At 59.2% G+C, this 18,803-nt stretch carries 29 protein-coding genes and 1 pseudogene; 25 read left to right on the forward strand and 5 right to left on the reverse strand.

What is annotated here, in order from left to right; translation table 11 throughout:
• Position 1: 1 nt before the first annotated feature.
• The 19 genes and pseudogenes from MW046_RS11255 to secY all read left to right on the forward strand — a co-directional run bounded on the left by MW046_RS11255 (position 2) and on the right by secY (position 10,159).
• The gene (locus MW046_RS11255; protein ID WP_247993198.1) at positions 2-463 is read left to right on the forward strand and encodes a 50S ribosomal protein L22; all 462 of its coding nucleotides are present in this window, start codon (positions 2-4) and stop codon (positions 461-463) included.
• Positions 463-1,395, forward strand: coding sequence for a 30S ribosomal protein S3 (locus MW046_RS11260; RefSeq protein WP_247993199.1), 933 nt, complete (start codon positions 463-465; stop codon positions 1,393-1,395). The genes MW046_RS11255 and MW046_RS11260 overlap by 1 nt, the downstream gene beginning before the upstream one ends.
• Entirely contained in the window at positions 1,396-1,611 is a 216-nt protein-coding gene (rpmC, locus tag MW046_RS11265; protein WP_247993200.1) for a 50S ribosomal protein L29, read from the forward strand.
• A 6-nt stretch (positions 1,612-1,617) separates the two neighbouring features.
• Positions 1,618-1,902, forward strand: a complete 285-nt coding sequence (locus MW046_RS11270) for a ribonuclease P protein component 1 (RefSeq protein ID WP_247993201.1) — start codon at positions 1,618-1,620, stop codon at positions 1,900-1,902.
• Positions 1,893-2,228, forward strand: a pseudogene (locus MW046_RS11275) (30S ribosomal protein S17); the annotation flags it as partial. The gene MW046_RS11270 and the pseudogene MW046_RS11275, both read left to right, overlap by 10 nt.
• A gap of 14 nt (positions 2,229-2,242) precedes the next feature.
• On the forward strand, positions 2,243-2,641 hold the full coding sequence (locus tag MW046_RS11280; protein WP_247993203.1) for a 50S ribosomal protein L14: 399 nt from the start codon (positions 2,243-2,245) through the stop codon (positions 2,639-2,641).
• A gap of 6 nt (positions 2,642-2,647) precedes the next feature.
• Entirely contained in the window at positions 2,648-3,007 is a 360-nt protein-coding gene (gene rplX, locus MW046_RS11285; RefSeq protein WP_247993204.1) for a 50S ribosomal protein L24, read from the forward strand.
• Positions 3,000-3,737, forward strand: a complete 738-nt coding sequence (locus tag MW046_RS11290) for a 30S ribosomal protein S4e (RefSeq protein WP_247993205.1) — start codon at positions 3,000-3,002, stop codon at positions 3,735-3,737. The genes rplX and MW046_RS11290 overlap by 8 nt, the downstream gene beginning before the upstream one ends.
• Positions 3,734-4,264 carry a 50S ribosomal protein L5 gene (locus tag MW046_RS11295; RefSeq protein ID WP_247993206.1) on the forward strand — a complete coding sequence of 177 codons (531 nt, stop codon included), beginning with the start codon at positions 3,734-3,736 and terminating at the stop codon, positions 4,262-4,264. The genes MW046_RS11290 and MW046_RS11295 overlap by 4 nt, the downstream gene beginning before the upstream one ends.
• Positions 4,265-4,267: 3 nt before the next feature.
• Positions 4,268-4,456: a 30S ribosomal protein S14 gene (locus tag MW046_RS11300; protein ID WP_247993207.1), complete on the forward strand. Its 189-nt coding sequence runs from the start codon at positions 4,268-4,270 to the stop codon at positions 4,454-4,456.
• A gap of 3 nt (positions 4,457-4,459) precedes the next feature.
• Positions 4,460-4,852, forward strand: coding sequence for a 30S ribosomal protein S8 (locus MW046_RS11305; protein WP_247993208.1), 393 nt, complete (start codon positions 4,460-4,462; stop codon positions 4,850-4,852).
• Between the two features lie 5 nt (positions 4,853-4,857).
• The gene (locus MW046_RS11310) at positions 4,858-5,397 is read left to right on the forward strand and encodes a 50S ribosomal protein L6 (protein WP_247993209.1); all 540 of its coding nucleotides are present in this window, start codon (positions 4,858-4,860) and stop codon (positions 5,395-5,397) included.
• On the forward strand, positions 5,397-6,122 hold the full coding sequence (locus tag MW046_RS11315) for a 50S ribosomal protein L32e (RefSeq protein ID WP_247993210.1): 726 nt from the start codon (positions 5,397-5,399) through the stop codon (positions 6,120-6,122). The genes MW046_RS11310 and MW046_RS11315 overlap by 1 nt, the downstream gene beginning before the upstream one ends.
• On the forward strand, positions 6,115-6,558 hold the full coding sequence (locus tag MW046_RS11320) for a 50S ribosomal protein L19e (protein WP_247993211.1): 444 nt from the start codon (positions 6,115-6,117) through the stop codon (positions 6,556-6,558). The genes MW046_RS11315 and MW046_RS11320 overlap by 8 nt, the downstream gene beginning before the upstream one ends.
• A 2-nt stretch (positions 6,559-6,560) precedes the next feature.
• Positions 6,561-7,115 (forward strand): 50S ribosomal protein L18, encoded by a 555-nt coding sequence (locus tag MW046_RS11325; RefSeq protein ID WP_247993212.1) that lies wholly within the window; start codon positions 6,561-6,563, stop codon positions 7,113-7,115.
• Positions 7,112-7,738: a 30S ribosomal protein S5 gene (locus tag MW046_RS11330; protein WP_247993213.1), complete on the forward strand. Its 627-nt coding sequence runs from the start codon at positions 7,112-7,114 to the stop codon at positions 7,736-7,738. Before MW046_RS11325 ends, MW046_RS11330 begins: the two co-directional genes overlap by 4 nt.
• The gene (locus tag MW046_RS11335; protein ID WP_247993214.1) at positions 7,738-8,199 is read left to right on the forward strand and encodes a 50S ribosomal protein L30; all 462 of its coding nucleotides are present in this window, start codon (positions 7,738-7,740) and stop codon (positions 8,197-8,199) included. The genes MW046_RS11330 and MW046_RS11335 overlap by 1 nt, the downstream gene beginning before the upstream one ends.
• Positions 8,196-8,687 (forward strand): uL15m family ribosomal protein, encoded by a 492-nt coding sequence (locus tag MW046_RS11340; protein ID WP_247993215.1) that lies wholly within the window; start codon positions 8,196-8,198, stop codon positions 8,685-8,687. The genes MW046_RS11335 and MW046_RS11340 overlap by 4 nt, the downstream gene beginning before the upstream one ends.
• Entirely contained in the window at positions 8,687-10,159 is a 1,473-nt protein-coding gene (gene secY / locus MW046_RS11345; protein ID WP_247993216.1) for a preprotein translocase subunit SecY, read from the forward strand. Before MW046_RS11340 ends, secY begins: the two co-directional genes overlap by 1 nt.
• Positions 10,160-10,684: 525 nt before the next feature.
• Here secY and MW046_RS11350 read toward each other — a convergent pair.
• Both MW046_RS11350 and carA read right to left on the reverse strand, forming a co-directional pair.
• Entirely contained in the window at positions 10,685-10,864 is a 180-nt protein-coding gene (locus MW046_RS11350) for a hypothetical protein (RefSeq protein ID WP_247993217.1), read from the reverse strand.
• 306 nt (positions 10,865-11,170) lie between these two features.
• Positions 11,171-12,235, reverse strand: a complete 1,065-nt coding sequence (gene carA / locus MW046_RS11355; RefSeq protein ID WP_247993218.1) for a glutamine-hydrolyzing carbamoyl-phosphate synthase small subunit — start codon at positions 12,233-12,235, stop codon at positions 11,171-11,173.
• Positions 12,236-12,343: 108 nt separating this feature from the next.
• On the opposite strand from carA, the gene MW046_RS11360 reads away from it, so the two are divergent.
• From MW046_RS11360 to MW046_RS11385, 6 genes are all read left to right on the forward strand, one after another.
• Positions 12,344-12,757, forward strand: a complete 414-nt coding sequence (locus tag MW046_RS11360; RefSeq protein ID WP_247994771.1) for an Lrp/AsnC family transcriptional regulator — start codon at positions 12,344-12,346, stop codon at positions 12,755-12,757.
• 53 nt (positions 12,758-12,810) lie between these two features.
• The gene (locus tag MW046_RS11365; RefSeq protein WP_247993219.1) at positions 12,811-13,395 is read left to right on the forward strand and encodes an NUDIX hydrolase; all 585 of its coding nucleotides are present in this window, start codon (positions 12,811-12,813) and stop codon (positions 13,393-13,395) included.
• 77 nt (positions 13,396-13,472) lie between these two features.
• Positions 13,473-14,132, forward strand: a complete 660-nt coding sequence (locus tag MW046_RS11370) for a Yip1 family protein (protein WP_247993220.1) — start codon at positions 13,473-13,475, stop codon at positions 14,130-14,132.
• A gap of 141 nt (positions 14,133-14,273) precedes the next feature.
• The gene (locus MW046_RS11375) at positions 14,274-14,756 is read left to right on the forward strand and encodes a hypothetical protein (RefSeq protein WP_247993221.1); all 483 of its coding nucleotides are present in this window, start codon (positions 14,274-14,276) and stop codon (positions 14,754-14,756) included.
• A 3-nt stretch (positions 14,757-14,759) separates the two neighbouring features.
• Positions 14,760-16,154, forward strand: a complete 1,395-nt coding sequence (locus MW046_RS11380; protein WP_247993222.1) for a hypothetical protein — start codon at positions 14,760-14,762, stop codon at positions 16,152-16,154.
• A gap of 2 nt (positions 16,155-16,156) precedes the next feature.
• Positions 16,157-16,501, forward strand: coding sequence for a DUF7410 domain-containing protein (locus tag MW046_RS11385; RefSeq protein WP_247993223.1), 345 nt, complete (start codon positions 16,157-16,159; stop codon positions 16,499-16,501).
• Positions 16,502-16,511: 10 nt separating this feature from the next.
• Here MW046_RS11385 and MW046_RS11390 read toward each other — a convergent pair whose 3' ends face one another.
• From MW046_RS11390 to MW046_RS11400, 3 genes are all read right to left on the reverse strand, one after another.
• A complete protein-coding gene (locus MW046_RS11390) occupies positions 16,512-18,125 on the reverse strand; it encodes an SLC13 family permease (RefSeq protein WP_247993224.1) in 1,614 nt (537 codons plus the stop codon).
• Between the two features lie 73 nt (positions 18,126-18,198).
• Positions 18,199-18,444: a DUF8599 family protein gene (locus tag MW046_RS11395; RefSeq protein WP_247993225.1), complete on the reverse strand. Its 246-nt coding sequence runs from the start codon at positions 18,442-18,444 to the stop codon at positions 18,199-18,201.
• Between the two features lie 94 nt (positions 18,445-18,538).
• A complete protein-coding gene (locus MW046_RS11400; protein WP_247993226.1) occupies positions 18,539-18,802 on the reverse strand; it encodes a cytochrome C oxidase subunit IV family protein in 264 nt (87 codons plus the stop codon).
• Between the last annotated feature and the right edge of the window lies 1 nt (position 18,803).

Here is an 18,803-nt window from a genome sequence, read left to right on the forward strand (position 1 = left end):
CATGGGAATCAGCTACAGTGTCGACGCGGATCCGGACACCACGGCGAAAGCGATGCTCCGGGAGCGTCACATGAGCCACAAGCACAGCAAGGAGATCGCCCGCGAGATCAAAGGAATGACCGCTGGCGACGCGATCGAGTACCTCGAAGCCGTGATCGCCGGTGAGAAATCCGTCCCGTTCAAATCCCACAACAGCGGCGTGGGGCATCGAAAGGACATCGACGGCTGGGACGCTGGTCGCTACCCCGAAAAGGCGACCAACGCGTTCCTCGATCTGTTGGAGAACGGCGTTTCGAACGCCGATCATCAGGGATTCGACGGCGAGGCGATGGAGATCGATCACGTCGCAGCGCACAAGGTGGGCGAAAGTCCCGGTCGACAGCCCCGAGCGTTCGGTCGCGCGACCGAATGGAACACGCCCCAGGTCGATGTCGAACTCGTCTTGAGTGAGGTGACTGAATAATGGCAGATGAACAACAATTCATCGAGAACGGTATCCAGCGGACCCAGATCAACGAGTTCTTCCAGGAAGAACTCGATCGAGCGGGATACGGCGGCATGGAGGTCGCTCAGACCCCGATGGGGACCCAGATCGTTCTGAAAGCCGAAAAGCCCGGAATGGTCATCGGGAAGGGCGGAAAGAACATCCGGAAGATCACCTCGGAACTCGAAGAGCGCTTCGATCTCGACGATCCACAGATCGACGTTCAGGAGGTCGATGAGCCTGATCTGAACGCCCAGATCGTTGCTGATCGGCTTGCAAACGCGCTCGAACGCGGGTGGTACTTCCGGAAGGCGGGCCACACCACGATCGATCGGATCATGGATTCGGGTGCGCTCGGCGCAGAAATCGTCCTTTCGGGGAAAGTCACGGGTGCTCGCTCTCGCGTCGAGAAGTTCAACCGTGGCTATATCAAGCACAACGGCGAGCCAGCTGACGACATCGTCGACGACGGACAGAGCGTCGCGGTGATGAAACTCGGTACGATCGGTGTGACGGTGAAGATCATTCCACCCGAAGCCGAGTTACCCGACGACTTCCAAGTTCACGAGGACGTCGACGTTTCCGACTACGTCGTCGAACCCGAAGAGGAGGGCGTTGAGGAGTTGCTCGCTGGCGAGGAGGACACCGCTGCTGAGGCTCAAGCTGCCGAAGACGCCGAAATCACCGAAGCGTCGACGACAGAAGCCGAGACGGAATCGACCGACGTTCCCGAAGAAGTAATCGAGGAGGCCGTCCCGGACCAAGAGGTTCAGCAACCGGAGTCCGACACGGAGATCGAAGAAGAACTCGACGAACTCGACGAGGAGGTCGAAACCGAAGCCGAGGAGCTGCTGTCCGAGATGGAAGACGAAGACGAAGACGAAGGCGAAGACGAGGAGGTGCAAGAGTAGATGGCGATCTACCGCGCCGAAGAGTTGCGAGACATGACGCCCGCCGAGCGCCAGAACGCACTGGACGATCTCGAGACGGAACTGCTCAACGATCGTGCCGTCCAAGCGACGGGTGGAGCGCCCGACAACCCAGGACGGATCAAGGAGATCCGCCGGACGATCGCGCGGATCAAGACGATCCAGCGAGAGGAAGGCGACTTCGAAACAGACGAATAGACGACAATGCTAACTGCCGAGACTCTCCCACGACACGAACTCATCGGCCTGCGCGTGCGGGTCGTCGAGTCGTCGGACCCGACCCTAGTCGGGTGTGAGGGGACCGTCGTCATGGAGACGACGAACATCCTCACCGTTAGAGCAGGGTCTCGGACGCGACAGGTGCCAAAGGCCGTCGTGACGTTCGAGTTCGCGCTCCCGGACGGTGAGTACGTCACCGTCGACGGCGAGCGTCTACTCGCCCGCCCGGCCCGACGCACCGAACGCACTGGAGGTTCACAATGGCAATAGGACTCGACGTAGCACAACCGCCGGAACCCGAGAATCCGGAGGACTACGATTACGAAACGTGCCCGTTCTACGGTAGCTTGTCCGTTCGCGGACAAGTGATCGAGGGACAGGTCGTTTCGACGGAGATGCAACGCACCGTCATCGTCGAGCGGGAGTACGAGGTCAAGGTGCCGAAGTACGACCGCCAGATGAAGCGACGATCGCGCATTCCGGCCCACGTGCCGGAAGTGCTCGAACCGCTCTCGACTGGCGATGATGTGAAAATAGCCGAAACGCGACCGCTCTCGAAGACGAAATCCCACGTGGTCGTAGAGGTCACCTCCGAGGGAGGTGAGGACTGATGCGTGCGCTCAATGCGGACGTAACTCAAGGTCTAGAAAAGGGTTCGCTCGTTACGTGTGCGGACAACACGGGCGCGCGTGAATTGAAGATCACCAGCGTCGACGGCTACGGTGGCACGAAAAACCGCCATCCGAAGGCCGGACTTGGTGATCTCGTTACTGTCTCGGTTACCAAGGGGACCCCGGAGATGCGCCGGCAGGTGCTCAAAGCAGTCGTCATTCGCCAGCGGAAGGCGATCAGACGCCCCGACGGGACCCGCGTGAAGTTCGAAGACAACGCGGCGGTCATCGTGGACGAGAATCACGATCCCCGGGGGACCGAGATCAAAGGACCGATCGCACGGGAGGTCGCAGAACGGTTCGGAAGTGTCGCCAGTACGGCGACGATGATCGTGTAGAGAACCATGACTCGACAACCACACAAACAACGACAAAATCAACGGCGCGCACCACTGCACGAGCGTCACAAACAGGTTCGTGCACCACTCTCGACGGAGCTGCGCGAGGAGTACGGTCAGCGGAGCGTCCGGGTCAATTCGGGTGACACCGTCGAGGTGATGCGGGGTGATTTCGCGGACGAAGACGGCGAGGTCGTTGACGTGAATCTGCGCGATGCGACCGTTACGGTCGAAGATATCACGCTTGAGACCGCCGACGGCGAGGAAATCGCCCGTCCGTTGGATGCGAGCAACCTCCGCGTAACCGACCTCGACCTGTCCGACGACGTTCGGGAGGCGCGCCTTACGGAGGACAACGATGAGTAAGCATCAAAAGCGACTCTCGGTACCGAAAACGTGGCCGATCGCCCGCAAAGAACAACAGTACACCGTCAAAGCCGACGCGGGTCCCCACGGTGAGGAGGGGGTCCCGCTGTTGATCGTGCTTCGAGATGTACTCGGCTACACCGACTCGAAAAAGGAGGCGACGTACGCGCTCGATCAGGGAAGCGTCCTCGTCAACGGTGACGTTCCCTCGGACGTACGTCGACCGGTCGGGATGTTCGACATCATCTCATTCATTGAGCGCGAGGAGTATTACCGCGTCTTCCCCGATGAGGGTGGACGGCTCGCGTTGACGCCGATCGACGCCGAAGACACGGACGGGAAGCTTGGAAAAGTGACGAACAAGCGTCATGTTTCCGGTGGTCAGATCCAGATCGGACTCCACGACGGTCAGACGTTGTTGACCGAGGACTCCTCGATCAGCCCGAACGATTCCATCGTTGTCGGGACCGACGACGAGGAGATCCTCGCTCATTTCCCCTATGAAAAGGGGTCGCTGGTCACGGCCGTCAAGGGACGACACGCCGGAGAAATCGGAACGATCGAGGAGATCTCGGTTACTCCTGGCAGTTCGCCCAACGGCGTCACCGTAGATCAGGACGATGAGGGCTTCGAAACCGTCGAGGAGTACGTCGTCGTCATCGACGAGAACTTCCTCCAAGAGTCCGACGACACCGACTCGCCGGAGGAAACGGAGGTGAGTGAATCGTGAGCAGTGAATCCGATGTCGCAAACGAGTTCCACGAGATGCGTATGCCGGTCGTCGAGAAAATCGTCGTCCACATGGGCATCGGCACGGGCGGCCAGAAGCTCGCAGACGCAGAGGAGATCTTAGCGGAGATCACCGACCAAGAACCGGTACGGACGGTTGCAGAACAGACCGTTCCGGATTTCAACATCCGTGAAGGTGATCCGATCGGTGCGAAAGTGACTCTTCGAGGTGACCGTGCCGAAGCGTTCCTCGAAACGGCGCTGTCGTTCGTGGATATCGAACGGTCGCAGTTCGACGAGACGGGGAACTTCAGCTTTGGCATCGAAGAGCACACGAACTTCGAAGGACAGGAGTACGATCCGAACATCGGGATTCACGGATTGGACGTGACGGTAAACCTCGTCCGTCCCGGTTATCGGGTCCGAAAGCGAGACAAGGTCAACCGACAGATCCCAGCTAGCCACCGGCTTACCGTCGAGGACGCCATCGCGTTCCTCGAAACCCGGTTCGATCTGGAGGTACAGTAATTCATGAGCGAAAGTGAACAACAAGAGCGGACCCCGGAGACGGGCGAGCACGGCACGAAGCGTACAGACCAGATTCAGGAGTGCCAGCGCTGCGGTCGCAAGCAAGGGCTGGTCGGAAAGTACGATATCTGGCTTTGTCGGCAGTGTTTCCGTGAGATCGCCCGCGAAATGGGATTCAAAAAGTACAGCTAAACTATGGCGGACAACGATCCACTCAGCAGCGCGCTCTCGGGGCTTGACAACGCCGAGGGCGTGGGGCATCTCACCCACACGGTATCGCCCGCCTCGAACATCATCGGCAGCGTGCTCGAAGTGTTCTATGACTTCGGGTACATCGACGGCTTCCAGTACGTCGATGACGGCAAAGCCGGTCAGTTCGAGGTTGATCTAAAAGGTGCAATCAACGAGTGCGGTCCCGTGACGCCCCGATACGCCGCGGGCGTCGACGAGTTCGAAAGATGGGAAAAGCGGTATCTTCCCGCGCGAGATTACGGGGCGCTCGTCGTGACCACCAGCAGCGGCATCATGAGCCACTATGAGGCCCGCAAACAGGGCATCGGTGGCCAAGTAATCGCATACGTCTACTGATGGACATGACTGTTGAAACCGAAATCGAACTACCGGACGACGTTACCGGGTCGCTGGACCATCTCGATCTCACGATCGACGGCCCACAAGGCACGGTGACGCGACGGCTGTGGTATCCAGACGTCCGTGTCACCGTCGAAGATGGCACGGTACGGATCGAAACCGACGAGAACGATGCGAACACGCAATCGACCGTCGGCACGTTCGAGAGCCACATCCGGAACATGATCCACGGCGTGACCGAGGGATGGACCTACGAGATGGAAGTGCTGTACTCACACTTCCCGATGCAGGTGAGTGTCGACGGCGGCGATGTGATCATCTCGAACTTCCTTGGTGAGCGATCCGACCGACGGACTCCGATCCACGGCGACACTGACGTCGCCGTCGACGGTGAGGAGATTACCCTTTCGGGTCCCGACATCGAGGCCGTCGGGCAGACCGCCGCGGATATCGAACAGCTGACACGCGTGACAGACAAGGATCCCCGTGTTTTCCAGGACGGGGTGTACATCACCCAGAAACCCACACGAGGTGAAGCCTGATGGCTGAACACGAGGACGAAACTGACGAATCGGACCCGCGATCGATGACCGATGTGAGCGGCATCGGTGAAACAAAAGCTGAAGCCCTTCAGGAGGCCGGATACGAATCAGTCGACGATCTGCGTCGAGCCGATCAGGATGATCTGTCGGAGGTCGACGGCATCGGCAACGCGCTGGCCGCGCGTATCAAAGCCGACATCGGCGATCTAGAAATCGAAGCGGATACCACCGCCGAGATCGAAGAGGAAGGCGAACAGCCCGAGCCAGACGAAGCCACCGAGACGGAACTCCGCCCGCGGGGTCACGCGGACAAAACCCCGGATCTCGACGAGGAGACCGAGCGACTGCTCGCACAGCGAGCGAACGAAGGGTCGCCCGAGTTCAACCGTCAAGATCATCACAAGAAAAAGCGGACACCCGCGTCGTGGCGACGCCCTCGCGGCAACCTTTCGAAGCAACGTCGGGGCGTGAAGGGCAAAGGACAGACGGTCGAAGCTGGCTTTCGGACGCCGGCCGCGGTGCGTGGCCGACACCCGAGCGGTTTCGAAGAAGTACGGGTGTTCAACACCGACGATTTGGAGGGAATCGATGGCGAGACCCACGCTGTCCGCATTGCGTCCTCGGTCGGCGCGCGAAAACGGGAGCGCATCGAGGAGAAAGCCGAAGACGCTGGCATCCGGGTACTCAATCCGACGTACGTGGAGGTAGCTGTCAACGATGAGTGATCTGAAAAATCAGAAACGACTCGCAGCGGACGAGCTGGACATCGGGAAAAACCGTGTCTGGCTCGATCCCGAAGCACAGGGCGAGATCGCCGACGCGATCACCCGAGAGGACATCCGTGATCTGATCGACCGCGACATCATCCAGAAAAAGCGGGAGAAGACGTCGAACTCTCGGGGTCGCGTGCGAGAGCGCAACGAAAAGCGCGCCTACGGTCACCTGAAGGGACCCGGCTCCCGGAAGGGGAAAGCTGGCGCACGGCAGGATCGAAAGAACGAGTGGGAAAGTCACATCCGCGCACAACGACGTCGACTGCGCGAACTCCGGGATTCGGGAGAAATTTCCCGTTCCCAGTACCGCACGCTGTACGATAGAGCCAGCGGTGGCGAATTCGACAGCGTGGGCGATCTCGAACGATACATAGAAGAGGACACATAATCATGGCAACCGGACCACGATACAACGTGCCGATGCGGCGTCGCCGCGAGGCACGCACGAACTACCATCAGCGGTTGCGCCTGTTGAAATCCGGCAAGCCACGCCTCGTTGCTCGCAAGAGCAACAAGCACATCAGGGCGCAGCTGGTGAGCACAGGCCCAGAGGGGGATCGGACAGTAGCGAGCGCACACTCTTCGGATCTAGAGGCGTTTGGCTGGGAGGCTCCGACAGGGAACCTCCCGGCGGCGTATCTGACGGGAATGCTCGCCGGCAAGCGTGCGCTTGCCGAAGGACTCGATAGAGCAGTGCTCGACATCGGACTCAACACCGCAACACCCGGAAACAAGGTGTTTGCGATCCAAGAGGGTGCGATCGACGCTGGTCTCGAGATTCCCCACAGCGAATCGGTGTTCGCCGACTGGGACCGAACCCGCGGTACACACATCGCGGAGTACGCAGAATCCCGCGATGAACCGCTGTATAGCGGTGATTTCGATGCAACGACGCTTCCGGAACACTTCGATGACGTACGCGAACGACTGGAGGATGAGCTATGAGTAACGGTTGGGAACCACAAACCCGGCTTGGAAAACAGGTCGCCGAAGGTGACATCACCTCGATGGATCAGGCGCTTGCGACGGGACTGCCGTTGAAAGAGCCGGAACTCGTCGACCAACTCTTGCCGGATCTCGAGGACGACGTGCTTGACATCAACATGGTACAGCGGATGACTGACTCGGGTCGCCGGGTCAAGTTCCGTTGTGCCGTCGTCGTCGGCAATCGGAACGGCTACGTCGGCTACGCCGAGGGTCGAGACGATCAGGTCGGTGGTGCGATCCAGAAGGCGATCGACATCGCCAAGCTGAACATCATCAACGTCGAGCGCGGCAGCGGTTCGTGGGAAGACCGCGCGGGTGGCTCACACTCGCTTGCCCGCAAGACGTCCGGAAAGGCTGGCAGTGTCACTGTCGATCTCATGCCAGCCCCGCTCGGACTGGGGCTTGCAGCCAGTGAGACCGTTGGAAGCGTGCTCGAACTCGCTGGCGTTCAGGACGCCTGGACCAAAAGCCACGGCAACACTCGGACGACGATCAACCTCTCGAAGGCGACGTACAACGCCTTGAAGAATTCGGCCCAAGCCCGTGGCCCGCGCCCGGAACAACGTGAGGTGGCCGAGTGATGCAAGCGCTTGTACAACTCCGCGGTGAGATCGACATGAGTCAAGGTGTCGAGGACACCATGTCGATGCTCAACCTCGGGCGCGTTAATCATTGTACATTCGTGCCTGAGAACGAAACCTACCGTGGAATGGTGACGAAGGTCAACGACTGGGTCGCACACGGTCAACCCAGCGTTGACACCGTCGAGCTGGTGTTAGCAACCCGTGGCGAGTCCCTCGATGGTGACGCGATCGACGAGGAGTGGGTCGCCGGGAACACCGAATACGACAGTATCGATTCGCTGGCCGAAGCTCTCATGAGCGAAGAGACGACGCTGCGCGAGCAGGGTATTTCGCCGACACTCCGGCTCCACCCGCCGCGTGGCGGTCACGACGGTCTCAAACATCCGACGAAAGAGGGCGGCCAGCTTGGCAAACACACGACCGAGGAGATCGACAGCCTCCTCACAACGATGCGATGACTAGTAAAAAGAAACGACAGCGCGGCTCTCGCACCCACAGCGGCGGAACACACAAAAACCGTCGTGGTGCTGGCCATCGTGGCGGACGTGGGCGCGCGGGTCGCTCCAAACACGAGTTTCACAACTACGAATCGGTCGGCAAACACGGCTTCAAGCGCCCAGAAAAGGTCAAAGAGACCGTCGAAACGATCGACGTTCGAACGCTCGATGAGAACGCGCCGCTGTACGCTGCCGAAGGGGCAGCCGAAGAGACTGAGGACGGCTACGCGATCGACGTGCGCGATGTCGTCGAGACGAGCACGGGCACCGATGTAGTGAAGGTGCTCGGTGGCGGACAGGTTCGGTCCACCCTTGCGGTGACTGCCGACGCCTTCTCCGACAGCGCGACCGAACTCATCGAGAGTGAAGGCGGGCGCACGATCCTCACCGAGCGCGGTGAAAAACGTCAATCCCAACTGGAGGACCAAGAGGACGAGGACGAGGAATAATGAGTTGGAAGGAGACCGCCGCCCCAGTCCTCACCCGGATGCCGACCGTCGCCCGTCCGGAGGGCCACGTCCCGTTCCGCCGAAAGCTCGGATGGACGGCCGGCGTGCTCGTGCTGTATTTCTTCCTCACGAACGTCTACCTGTTCGGGACTGGTGGTCAGGGTAGTGGTGACCCTTACGGACAGTTCCGGTCGATCCTTGCGGGCGGGCAAGGAACCGTCTTGCATCTGGGGATCGGACCGATCGTGACCGCGAGCATCGTGTTGCAGCTGTTGGGCGGGGCGAACCTGCTCGGGTTGGACACATCGAACCCGCGCGATCAGGCGCTCTATCAGGGGCTACAGAAGCTGCTCGTGGTCGTGATGATCTGTCTGACCGGCCTGCCGATGGTGTTCATGGGGGGAATGATCCAGCCGAATACACAGCTCGGCGCGCAGCTCGGCGTTGGAGTTGTCGGTGTCCAGTGGCTGATCTTCGCTCAGCTGTTCGTCGGCGGTCTCCTCGTCCTGTTCATGGACGAAGTCATCAGCAAGTGGGGTGTCGGGAGTGGTATCGGGCTGTTCATCATCGCTGGCGTCAGCCAGCGGCTCATCGGCGGTCTGATCCGGTGGCCAGGACTCGGTTCAGGTAGTGGGACCGGGTTTTTCGTCGCGTGGTTTAAGATCCTGACCGGAGAAATCCCGATCGGCCCACCGCTCTCCCCACAGGGATTGGAGGCCATCTTCATGGATCCTGGACAGATCGTTGCGCTGTTCACGACAGTGTTGATCTTCGTGATCGTCGTGTACGCCGAGAGCGTCCGCGTCGAGATTCCCCTGAGCCACGCCAAGGTGCGGGGCGCACGCGGCCGCTTCCCGGTGAAGCTCATCTACGCGAGCGTCCTGCCGATGATCCTCGTCCGAGCGCTACAGGCCAATATCCAGTTCATCGGGCGGATCCTCTACGGACAGATCGGCGGGCAGATGCCCAACTGGTTGGGAACGTATCAGACCACCCAGGCAGGGCTACAGCCTACTGGTGGGTTGTTTTACTATTTCGCTCCGATTCGGTCTCAGAACTGGATTGGAGCGCTCTCGACACAGCCCGGAGAGATCCTGCTTCGGATTGGGGTCGACCTCTCGTTCATGGTGCTCGGCGGTGCGTTGTTCGCCATGTTCTGGGTCGAGACGACGGATATGGGTCCGGAAGCCACCGCAAAACAGATTCAAGATTCGGGGATGCAGATCCCCGGCTTCCGGCGCAACCCCGGCGTGATGGAGAAGGTGCTCGAACGGTACATTCCCCAAGTGACGGTGATCGGCGGGGCGCTAGTCGGTCTACTCGCCGTCGGTGCGAACATGCTCGGAACGATCGGCGGCGTTTCGGGGACCGGGCTGCTCTTGACGGTCTCGATCACCTACAAGCTGTACGAGGAGATCGCAGAAGAACAGTTGATGGAGATGCATCCCGTGATGCGGGACATGTTCGGTTGACCTACTATTCTTTTATCCCCACTTTTTTTACGCTCGGGTGAGCTTCGCTCACCACTCACGTAAAAAACCTGGACTAAAAAACGCCGCTCGCTGCGCTCGCGGTACTGCGTCTTTTCCGCTTCCGCACCGCCATCGTTCCGCCTCCGCGCGTTACGATTCCTGTCAATCATCGATGTTTGGTGTGCCAGCCCCGTCGACGACTCGTACTAGCTCAGGACAGTGCTGACGAAACCCAGAGAAAGCGCCGCGTTAGCGGTACTGGCAGTGGGTCACCAGCATTGTGACCAGACAGACGGTCGCGCGCGCTGTGTCAGTGTCTCGATCATCTCGGTTAGTTCACGGGAATCGTCGGGAGTAAACACCGATTGGATCACGTCTCCATCACGCTGCTCGTGAATTCACAGCCCGCGTCGTTGTCGAACCAGCATTCCACGATCGTCTCACCAACAGCGCAGTAACGCGTGAACCGCACAATACTCAGCAACTCGTTGTACCCTCCCGCTGTGGAGCAAGCCCAGCTGGCGCTTACTCGATCTGGGTGGCGTGGGCACTACCGGCGGATCGGCATGGTCTACACCAGGTCCCATCGGCTACGTCGATCACCTGGTACAATTCGGCTTTCGCAATCACCTTCCGATTCTCGATGGTCGGGCTGTTCACCGACTCGCCCTGCCGATTCCAGAACCGAAACAGTGGCAGGGTCATCTTGCTCTCTCCGCGAACGAAGTGAACGGCCTATCGTTGACTTCCCCACCACACATAAATACACTTATTGAACAGAAATATTATAGTCCACCAATAACCCGTTTTTCCAGCGATTGTTCGGAGAGTACTAACGAGCCACTGGAAATCGGGCGTTGTTGTCGAGATTGTACCGGTAGCGGAGGCGGAGCGATGGCGGTACGGAAGCGGAAAAGACGCAGTACCGCGAGCGCAGCGAGCGGCGTTTTTTAGTCCAGGTTTTTTGCGCGAGGGTAGCTCCGCTACCCGAGCGTAAAAAAAAGTGGGTGGTCAGTCCGCCGAAACGGTCGGTTTCGAATCGACCATCCCCAGCACATCATCGAAAAAGTCGAGCGTATCGTGTGGTCCGGGATTCGCTTCGGGATGGTACTGGCGAGTTTTGATGTCGAGGTCGTCGCTGTCTAACCCTTCGGGTGTGTCGTCGTTGACGTTGATCTGTGTGACATCGAGCTCGCCGGGATCGGAGACAGTGTAGCCGTGATTTTGGGTCGTCATCACGACCTGCCCGGTTTGAAGGTCCCGTACCGGTTGATTGACGCCCCGGTGGCCGAACGTCATTTTCTCCGTGTCGCCGCCCAGCGTATCGGCGATGACCTGCTGGCCCAAGCAGATGCCAGCCAGCGGGATCTCGCCCGCGTACGTTTCGACGAGATCACCAGCGGCGTCGAAGTTCTTCGGATCGCCTGGACCGTTCGAGACGAAAAGGAGATCAGGAGACAGCTCCTCGATCGTCGCTTCGGTCGTGTCGTAGGGGAGCACGTGAACGGTGGCATCGCGGTCGATCAACGACGTGACGATCGAATCCTTCGCACCACAATCGATGAGGGCGACCGACGGTCCTTCTCCGTCGCGGTTGTACGTCACCGGACTATCGACTGACACCTGTGCTCCGATGTCGGTGTGATCGCTCATCGCCTCACACTGTGCGAGCTCTTCGAGCGCGTCGTCAGGGGTGACGTCGTCGCCAGCGACGACGCCACACTGCATTGCGCCTTCCTCGCGGATGCCAATAACCAACTCGCGCGTGTCGAGGTGATCAACCGCAGGGATGTCTTCTTCGGTTAGCCACGACGCCACATCGTCGGTGAGTTCACGGGCCACGACGGCACGGGGATGAACCCGATCCGATTCGAACCGCTCGGATCGGACACCGTAGTTCCCGATGAGTGGATACGAGAACGTGAGCACTTGCTCCTCGTATGAAGGATCAGTGAGGCTCTCCTCGTAGCCGGTGTAAGCTGTCGTGAACACCAGTTCGCCGCGCGTACGGCCGGGGGCGCGAGCGCGCGCAGAAACGACCCGCTCACCCTCCAGCGCCACGTAGGCGTCCGTCATTACGAAGAACGTATTCGACTATCGCCTTAACCATTGCTATTCGAAACGAGGCTACGATTTTCGTAATCGCCAAGTGGGTGGGAACGATAGTCATGATCCTCAATGGAAATGGATAGTCTCGATCGGGAGATACTCAACGTCCTCCGACGCGATGCCCGGACTCCGTACACGGAGATTGCAACGATCGTCGGCACTTCGGAGGGGACGGTTCGCAATCGAGTCGAACGATTAGAAGACACGAACGTGATCGAACGCTTCACCGTGTCGACGCGTACCGGAAACGTAAAGGCGATGGTCGAGATCAGCGTTGCAGTCGATGTAGACACGACTGCGGTTTCTGAGTGTATGGCCGAATGGAACGAGGTCGATTTCGTCTGGCAGGTCAGCGGTGAGGAAGACATCGTGCTCGTCGTTGACGCTGCGGACACCCGAGGTGTGAACGATCTCATCACGAAGGCCCGGTCCTTAGAAGAAGTCAAAAGCACCAAAACCCGCTTGATTCTCGAAGAACGGCTCGGGTGAGGTATCGAACGACGAGTCGAAGAGTCCTTATGAACCACCACCGAGGACTGAGTATGCACACCGATGATCTCCCCCCGTCGGGAGCGTCGGGAGATAGCTCCCGCCACGAGAACGCAGCACAGGATGTCATTGCCGTCGACGCAGACGACAACGAACAGGAAGTCGTCAACCGGCTAGTGGCTCATACCGGTGATGGAATCCGCCATCGAGCGTTCACGGCGCTCGTGTTCGATGGCGATGGCCACATCCTCCTCGCACAGCGCAGCCCCGACAAACGCCTGTGGGATACGTACTGGGACGGCACTGTCGCCTCTCATCCAGAACGAGGACAGACACAGGTCGAAGCGACCGAACAACGACTCGAAGAGGAACTCGGAATCACACCGAGCCAATACGAGGATCTCCGGGTGACGGACAAGTTCGAATACAAGCGATACTACCTCAACAACGGCATCGAACACGAGGTGTGTACCGTCTTGAAATGCACGCTCGATACGACCGCTCTCGATCCCGATCCCGAGGAGGTCGGCGGGTATCTGTGGATTCCGTACGAACATCTTCACGACAATCCCCGGCTGTACCGCCAGCTCCGACTCTGTCCGTGGTTCGAGATCGCGATGCGTAGAGATTTTAATTGATATTCGAAGGGCGCACCTGACATTCCGGTGAGTAACAATTGTCGGTGTTTATTACTGATACAGTTGATGTTTGTGTAATGGCACTGAGTGATATACTCACCGATCCAGATTCGTTTTTCGACCAACAAGCTACGGAACCGTCATGGTTCATCCCGATCGTACTAGTTATGACAACGTCTTTTCTGGCGGCGATCGCGGCGTCTCCAGGAGCAGAACTGTCCGGAGAGGCCATGTCGATGGTGGTCGATCACCAGACACAGGACGCCAACCAAACCCTCCAGAACGTATTCGCAACGGGAACGATGGTCATTGCCGTCGGCTGGACGTTCATCGAAACGCTCGCCGGCTGGTTGTTGTATGCGGTCGCGTTTTATGCGATCGCTCACTTCGGATTCGAGGGATCTGGGACTTTTACTGATACGATCGCGCTGACCGGCTGGGGCTACGTTCCAGCGGTGGTTAATCAGACGATTGCCGCCGTGGCCTCCTACACAGTGTTCGGTGGCGTTTCACTTCCAGAGTCGCCTTATGCAGCCCAGGAGACGGTCGCCGAACTCCAGTCCGACCCGATTCTCCTCGCTTCGGGAATCATCGGTCTCGCGCTGTTGGCGTGGAGCGGCGTCATCTGGACCTACGCGATGGCCAAACTCCACGATCTATCCCGGCGTGACGCCGCCATCACTGCTGGAATTCCCGTCGCGTTCATCATGCTCACGCGGATCAACGGAATCGTGTAGGAGCGCTCTGATTTCGTTTTTTCCGGTTCGACGATTTGCTCACCACAGCGATATTTTTCGGTCAGTTCGGGCCACACGACCGGAACAATCGTTTGTCGGCAGTAGAAATATAAGGATCGACTCACAACGAGATGTAGTACCATGATCGTGACTACCAATCTAGCGAGCGCCGTTCTGATGGGGGTGTTCCTGGTGGCGGTCGTCGGTGTCGTCATCCGTCTTCGAGCCAATCGCGGTGAGCCGACGCGCCAAGCCACGGTGGCAGACCTTCCACAGACTGCCGTGGAAACGCCTCGTTCGACCGCCGAATCCGGGCCTGATGTCGGTTCGTCCGCTACACCGATCGGGTGGGTCATCGGTTTTCTTGGATTGGTAGCTATCGCCGGTGGTGGTGCAGTCGCTTTCATCGCCGGAAACGCGCCGTCAGGCATTGGACCACAGGCCATTGGTGCGGTGCTCGTCGTCGTCCTCGGAGGGTTGCTCTGTAGCTATCTCTTTTCGGGCATCTACCTTTCGTTGCGGAGCCACGGCCGCAAGAGTGCGGAAGCGACCGGTGTGGCGCTGTGGCTGCTGGGATTGCTCGTCGTCGTCGTGATCGCCACACGGCTCGTGTTTCTCGCGTAATCGATGGTAACAGATCGTCCGGTTTGCTCTGACGGTACTACGTATCTCGTTCGCAGTGTGCTCTGGTCGTGTGGTGTCTGGCTGTTCGTCGGATCTGCCGTAGCCGCCACCGGTTCGATGGATCTATCGAGCGAGCCTGTTTCGGTGCCGTGGTGGCTGGTGCTATCGACGGGCGGGGGCGTCATCGGCGCGTCGTTTCTTATCACCTCGTTCGTTACCGACCGCGAGACGATCCGATCGGTTACTGCCTTGCAATGGTTTGTTCCTAGATGGCTAGTGCCTCGCTTTCTGAGCAGCGCCATCCGGCTGGCGAGCGTCGTGGTGCTCGTCATCGTCGTGGGCTGTGCCATTAGAACATCGTCTGTGATCTCTGAATTCGCTATTCTGTTCGTGTGGAGTGGCTGGTGGGCAGGATATACGATGTCAGTGTATCTCGTGGGCAACACGTGGCCGACGCTCAATCCGTGGCGGACGATCGCCTCGGTCGTCACCGACTGGGTCTCGATCGACCGATCGCTTCCCCAGCGGCTTGGCGTGTGGCCAAGCGTCGGTGGACTGCTTGGATCGGTGTGGCTGACGATGGTCACTCCCGTGACGACATCGCCACGACTGCTTGCGGCCGTGATCATCGTGTACTCACTGCTTACCATCGCCGGTGGTGTGGTGTATGGAGTGGCGTGGTTTCGGTGGGTCGACCCGATCGCCCGTCTCTTTCGTGCGTACGGGCGCGTGGCACCGTTTCAACGCGTGTCGTCCGGTATCGAACTCACGATACCCGGAAGCGAACTCACCGAGGGTGAGCGTGGACGGGGCGAACCCACGTTCATCATCGCTGTGCTGTGGGTGACGACCTACGACGGACTCGTCTCGACACCACTGTGGCGCGAGCTAGTGCAGGCGGCCATCGCCGTCGGCATCCCACCGGCGATGGTGTACGCCCTCGGAATGGGGGGTGGCTTCGGGGCGTTTCTGTTCGTCTATCGGGCTGGTGTACGGTCTGCCCGCCGAACCGGCCGGACGTACGTCACCGTTCAGGTCATCGAACAGCGGTTTGCCCGCTCGCTGCTCCCGATTGCCGTGAGCTACCACTTCGCGCACTATCTCGGCTCCGTTCTGGGGTTGTTGGCGGTGCTCGCTGGGGTTCTCTCACAGCCGTTCGGTGGTCTGATCACCCTGCTACCACGGCCGTCGTGGTTCGGACCGTTACAATTGCTGTCTATCCTCTGTGGACATCTGCTCGCGGTCTGGGTGGCCCACACCACTGCGTTCGACCTCTTCACCGGCAGATTTCAATCAATACGGAGTCAGTATCCCTTCATCCTCATGATGATCGCTTACACCATGATTGGTATGTGGATCGTTCTCCAACCGTCCGTTCGACCCCCAGTCGTCACATGAGTATGTCAACAAAACCCGTCCCCGATGGATCGACCGAAACCGACGAGCACAGCCGACGATCGATCGCCGAGCGAGCGAACGAACGAGTCCCGACGGCGATTCCCGACGACGATACACCAGCTGCTCGCTGTCCCTACTGTACCCGCCCGTTCGCCACTGAGCAGCTGTGTGTGCTCCACCTCGGCGAACGTCACCGAGAGCAATGGACCGACGAGCAACGCGAACGCTATGAACGCGCCTACGACGCCGAATCAAACGAGTTGTTCGTCTTTCACTTGAAAGTGATCGGCGCGCTCGTCGGTACCTTCTTCGCGTTCACATACACCTACGCGTTCGTTTGGAGCTGATCGACGGCCGTTACCAGAGCACGACCGGCCAGACGAACGTGAACAACACCCAGATAAGACCAGTGAGAACGATCGTCATGAGGAGGTTGAGGACGATGCCGGCTCGCATCATGTGTCGCTGTTCGAGATAGCCACTGCCGAAAACGATGGCGTTGGGCGGTGTGGCAACCGGTAGTGCGAACGCATAACTTGCGGCGATCGCACCGCTGACGGCGAGGAAGATCCCGGCGGCCAGTTGTGACAGTCCGAGCGTGGCGGCGAAGGCCCCGCCGATACTGATGAGCAAGGGGATGATGATGGTCGCTGTTGCGGTGTTCGAGGTCATTTCCGTGAGGAAGATGATCAACAACACGACTGCGCTGACAACGACGACGATCGGTGCGCCGGTCAATCCGCCGAACACGGTTTCAGCGATCCACTTCGTCGCACCACTGTCTGCGAGGGCGTTTGCGAGCGCGATTCCGCCACCGAACAGCAAGATAACACCCCAGTCGATATCGACGAGTTCCTCCCACTCCATCGTGTCTGCGAGGACGAGTGCGGGAATAGCGTACAGACCGACCATCACGTAATAAAGCAGTCCTTGATGCCCGCTGACGCCGAGGAAGGTCGTCCCCTCACCACCGTACAGCACTGTTGCCCACACGTCGGGAAGATACGGGGTGACGAACCGGTCAAGTCCACCGATCACCCACAGCAACGCGGTGATCGTGAAGATGTACACTACGCGCCGCCCCCGGACGGGGAGTGTGCCCTCTTCGCGGAGGTATTCACGAGCTTGTTCTCGGGCAGCTCCCACGTCGTCGATCTCGGGGGGATACAGCCAATACGTGAGGAAATACCACACGAGTGGCAAGGTTACGACGACGATCGGGAGACCGATGATCAACCACTGAGCGAAGCCGATTTCGTAGCCGAGAATTGCATCAAGTTGGGAAGCGAGTATGGCGTTCGGTGGGGTTCCGATCAGCGTTCCGACGCCGCCGACGCTCGCGGCGTAAGCCGTCCCGAGCAACATCGCGATCTGGATGTTGGTAAACCCATCGCCGATCTCTGCGAGTCCTCCATCCGTGGCGAGTTCGGTCTCCTCCTCCCGGTGATCGGCTCTCGATGCGATCTCTTCACGACCGATGATCTGGGTGAGCACCCCGAGCGCAATCGGCGTCATCATCGCTGCCGTTGCCGTGTTCGACACCCACATCGAGAGGAACGCGGTCGCGATCATGACGGCCAAAATCAACCATCGGGGAGATGTCCCCATCCGTACCATCAGATACAGCGCGATCCGGCGATCGATGTTGTATTTTTGTAACGCGTTTGCGAGCATGAAGCCCGCGATGAACAGGAAAATAACGTGATCGGCAAACCCCGAGAGCGCCTCGTCCAAACTCGGATACACGCCGAACCCGGTCAGAAGGATCGGTATTGACAACGCCGTTACAGCGAGTGGGAGCACGCCGGTTACCCAAAGAACGCCAGCGAAGTACATCGTTGCCAACGCGTACTGTCCCTGCACCGGCAAACCGGACGGCGTCGGTAACCCCGCGATGACCATGGCTCCGAACAGGGCGATGGCGAACACCCCGATCCGTCCGTGAACGTCCGAGATCCGACCGCGTATCATTGATACATGCTCCCATATTGAGATATGGAGTTAACTATTTCGATCTGTTGACGGTCCATCACCATGGCTCCGCTCAGAAATGCTCAACGATAGCGGTGACCTGTTCCGGTGAGAGTTCGGCCGCATACAGTTCGAGGAGCGTCTGTCGTCGCCGATTTGACAATGCTCGGGAGCCGCTTTCGAGCATCGAAATGTGCGCCTGTAGGATATCGTCCAGTTCGCGTTCGACAGCCCGCTGTTCGTACCCGGCGGCTATCCGGAGCAAACGCCACGCGAGCGGAGAGAGATCAGTCGGTTCGATCGATCCCGGTGCCGTCATCGATCGAATGAGATGTGGGACGGATCATAAAACGCGTGGTCACCCGCGTTGCAGGTGCGGTAGCGCCTGACGTGGTCGGCACGCCGATCCGGAATCAGGTGATCGAGTACGACGCCGCGAAGGTCAGCGCAATGGCCGTCACGAGGCCGGAGGCCACGACGTACACCACCGATCGTGGCTCGTACAGTAGGTGCTGATAGTACCCAGCCACCAACACCGCTTTGATCACTGACAACAGTAAAATTCCCGCTACGATGATTTCATAGCCGATACCGCTGAGTCCCTCGATCGCTACTTGAACGGTCGCGAACACGAACAACACGACGTATATCACGGTGTACAGTTTTGTTGATGTCATT

It is taken from the genome of Halocatena salina, from assembly GCF_023115355.1.
Classification (GTDB): domain Archaea; phylum Halobacteriota; class Halobacteria; order Halobacteriales; family Haloarculaceae; genus Halocatena; species Halocatena salina.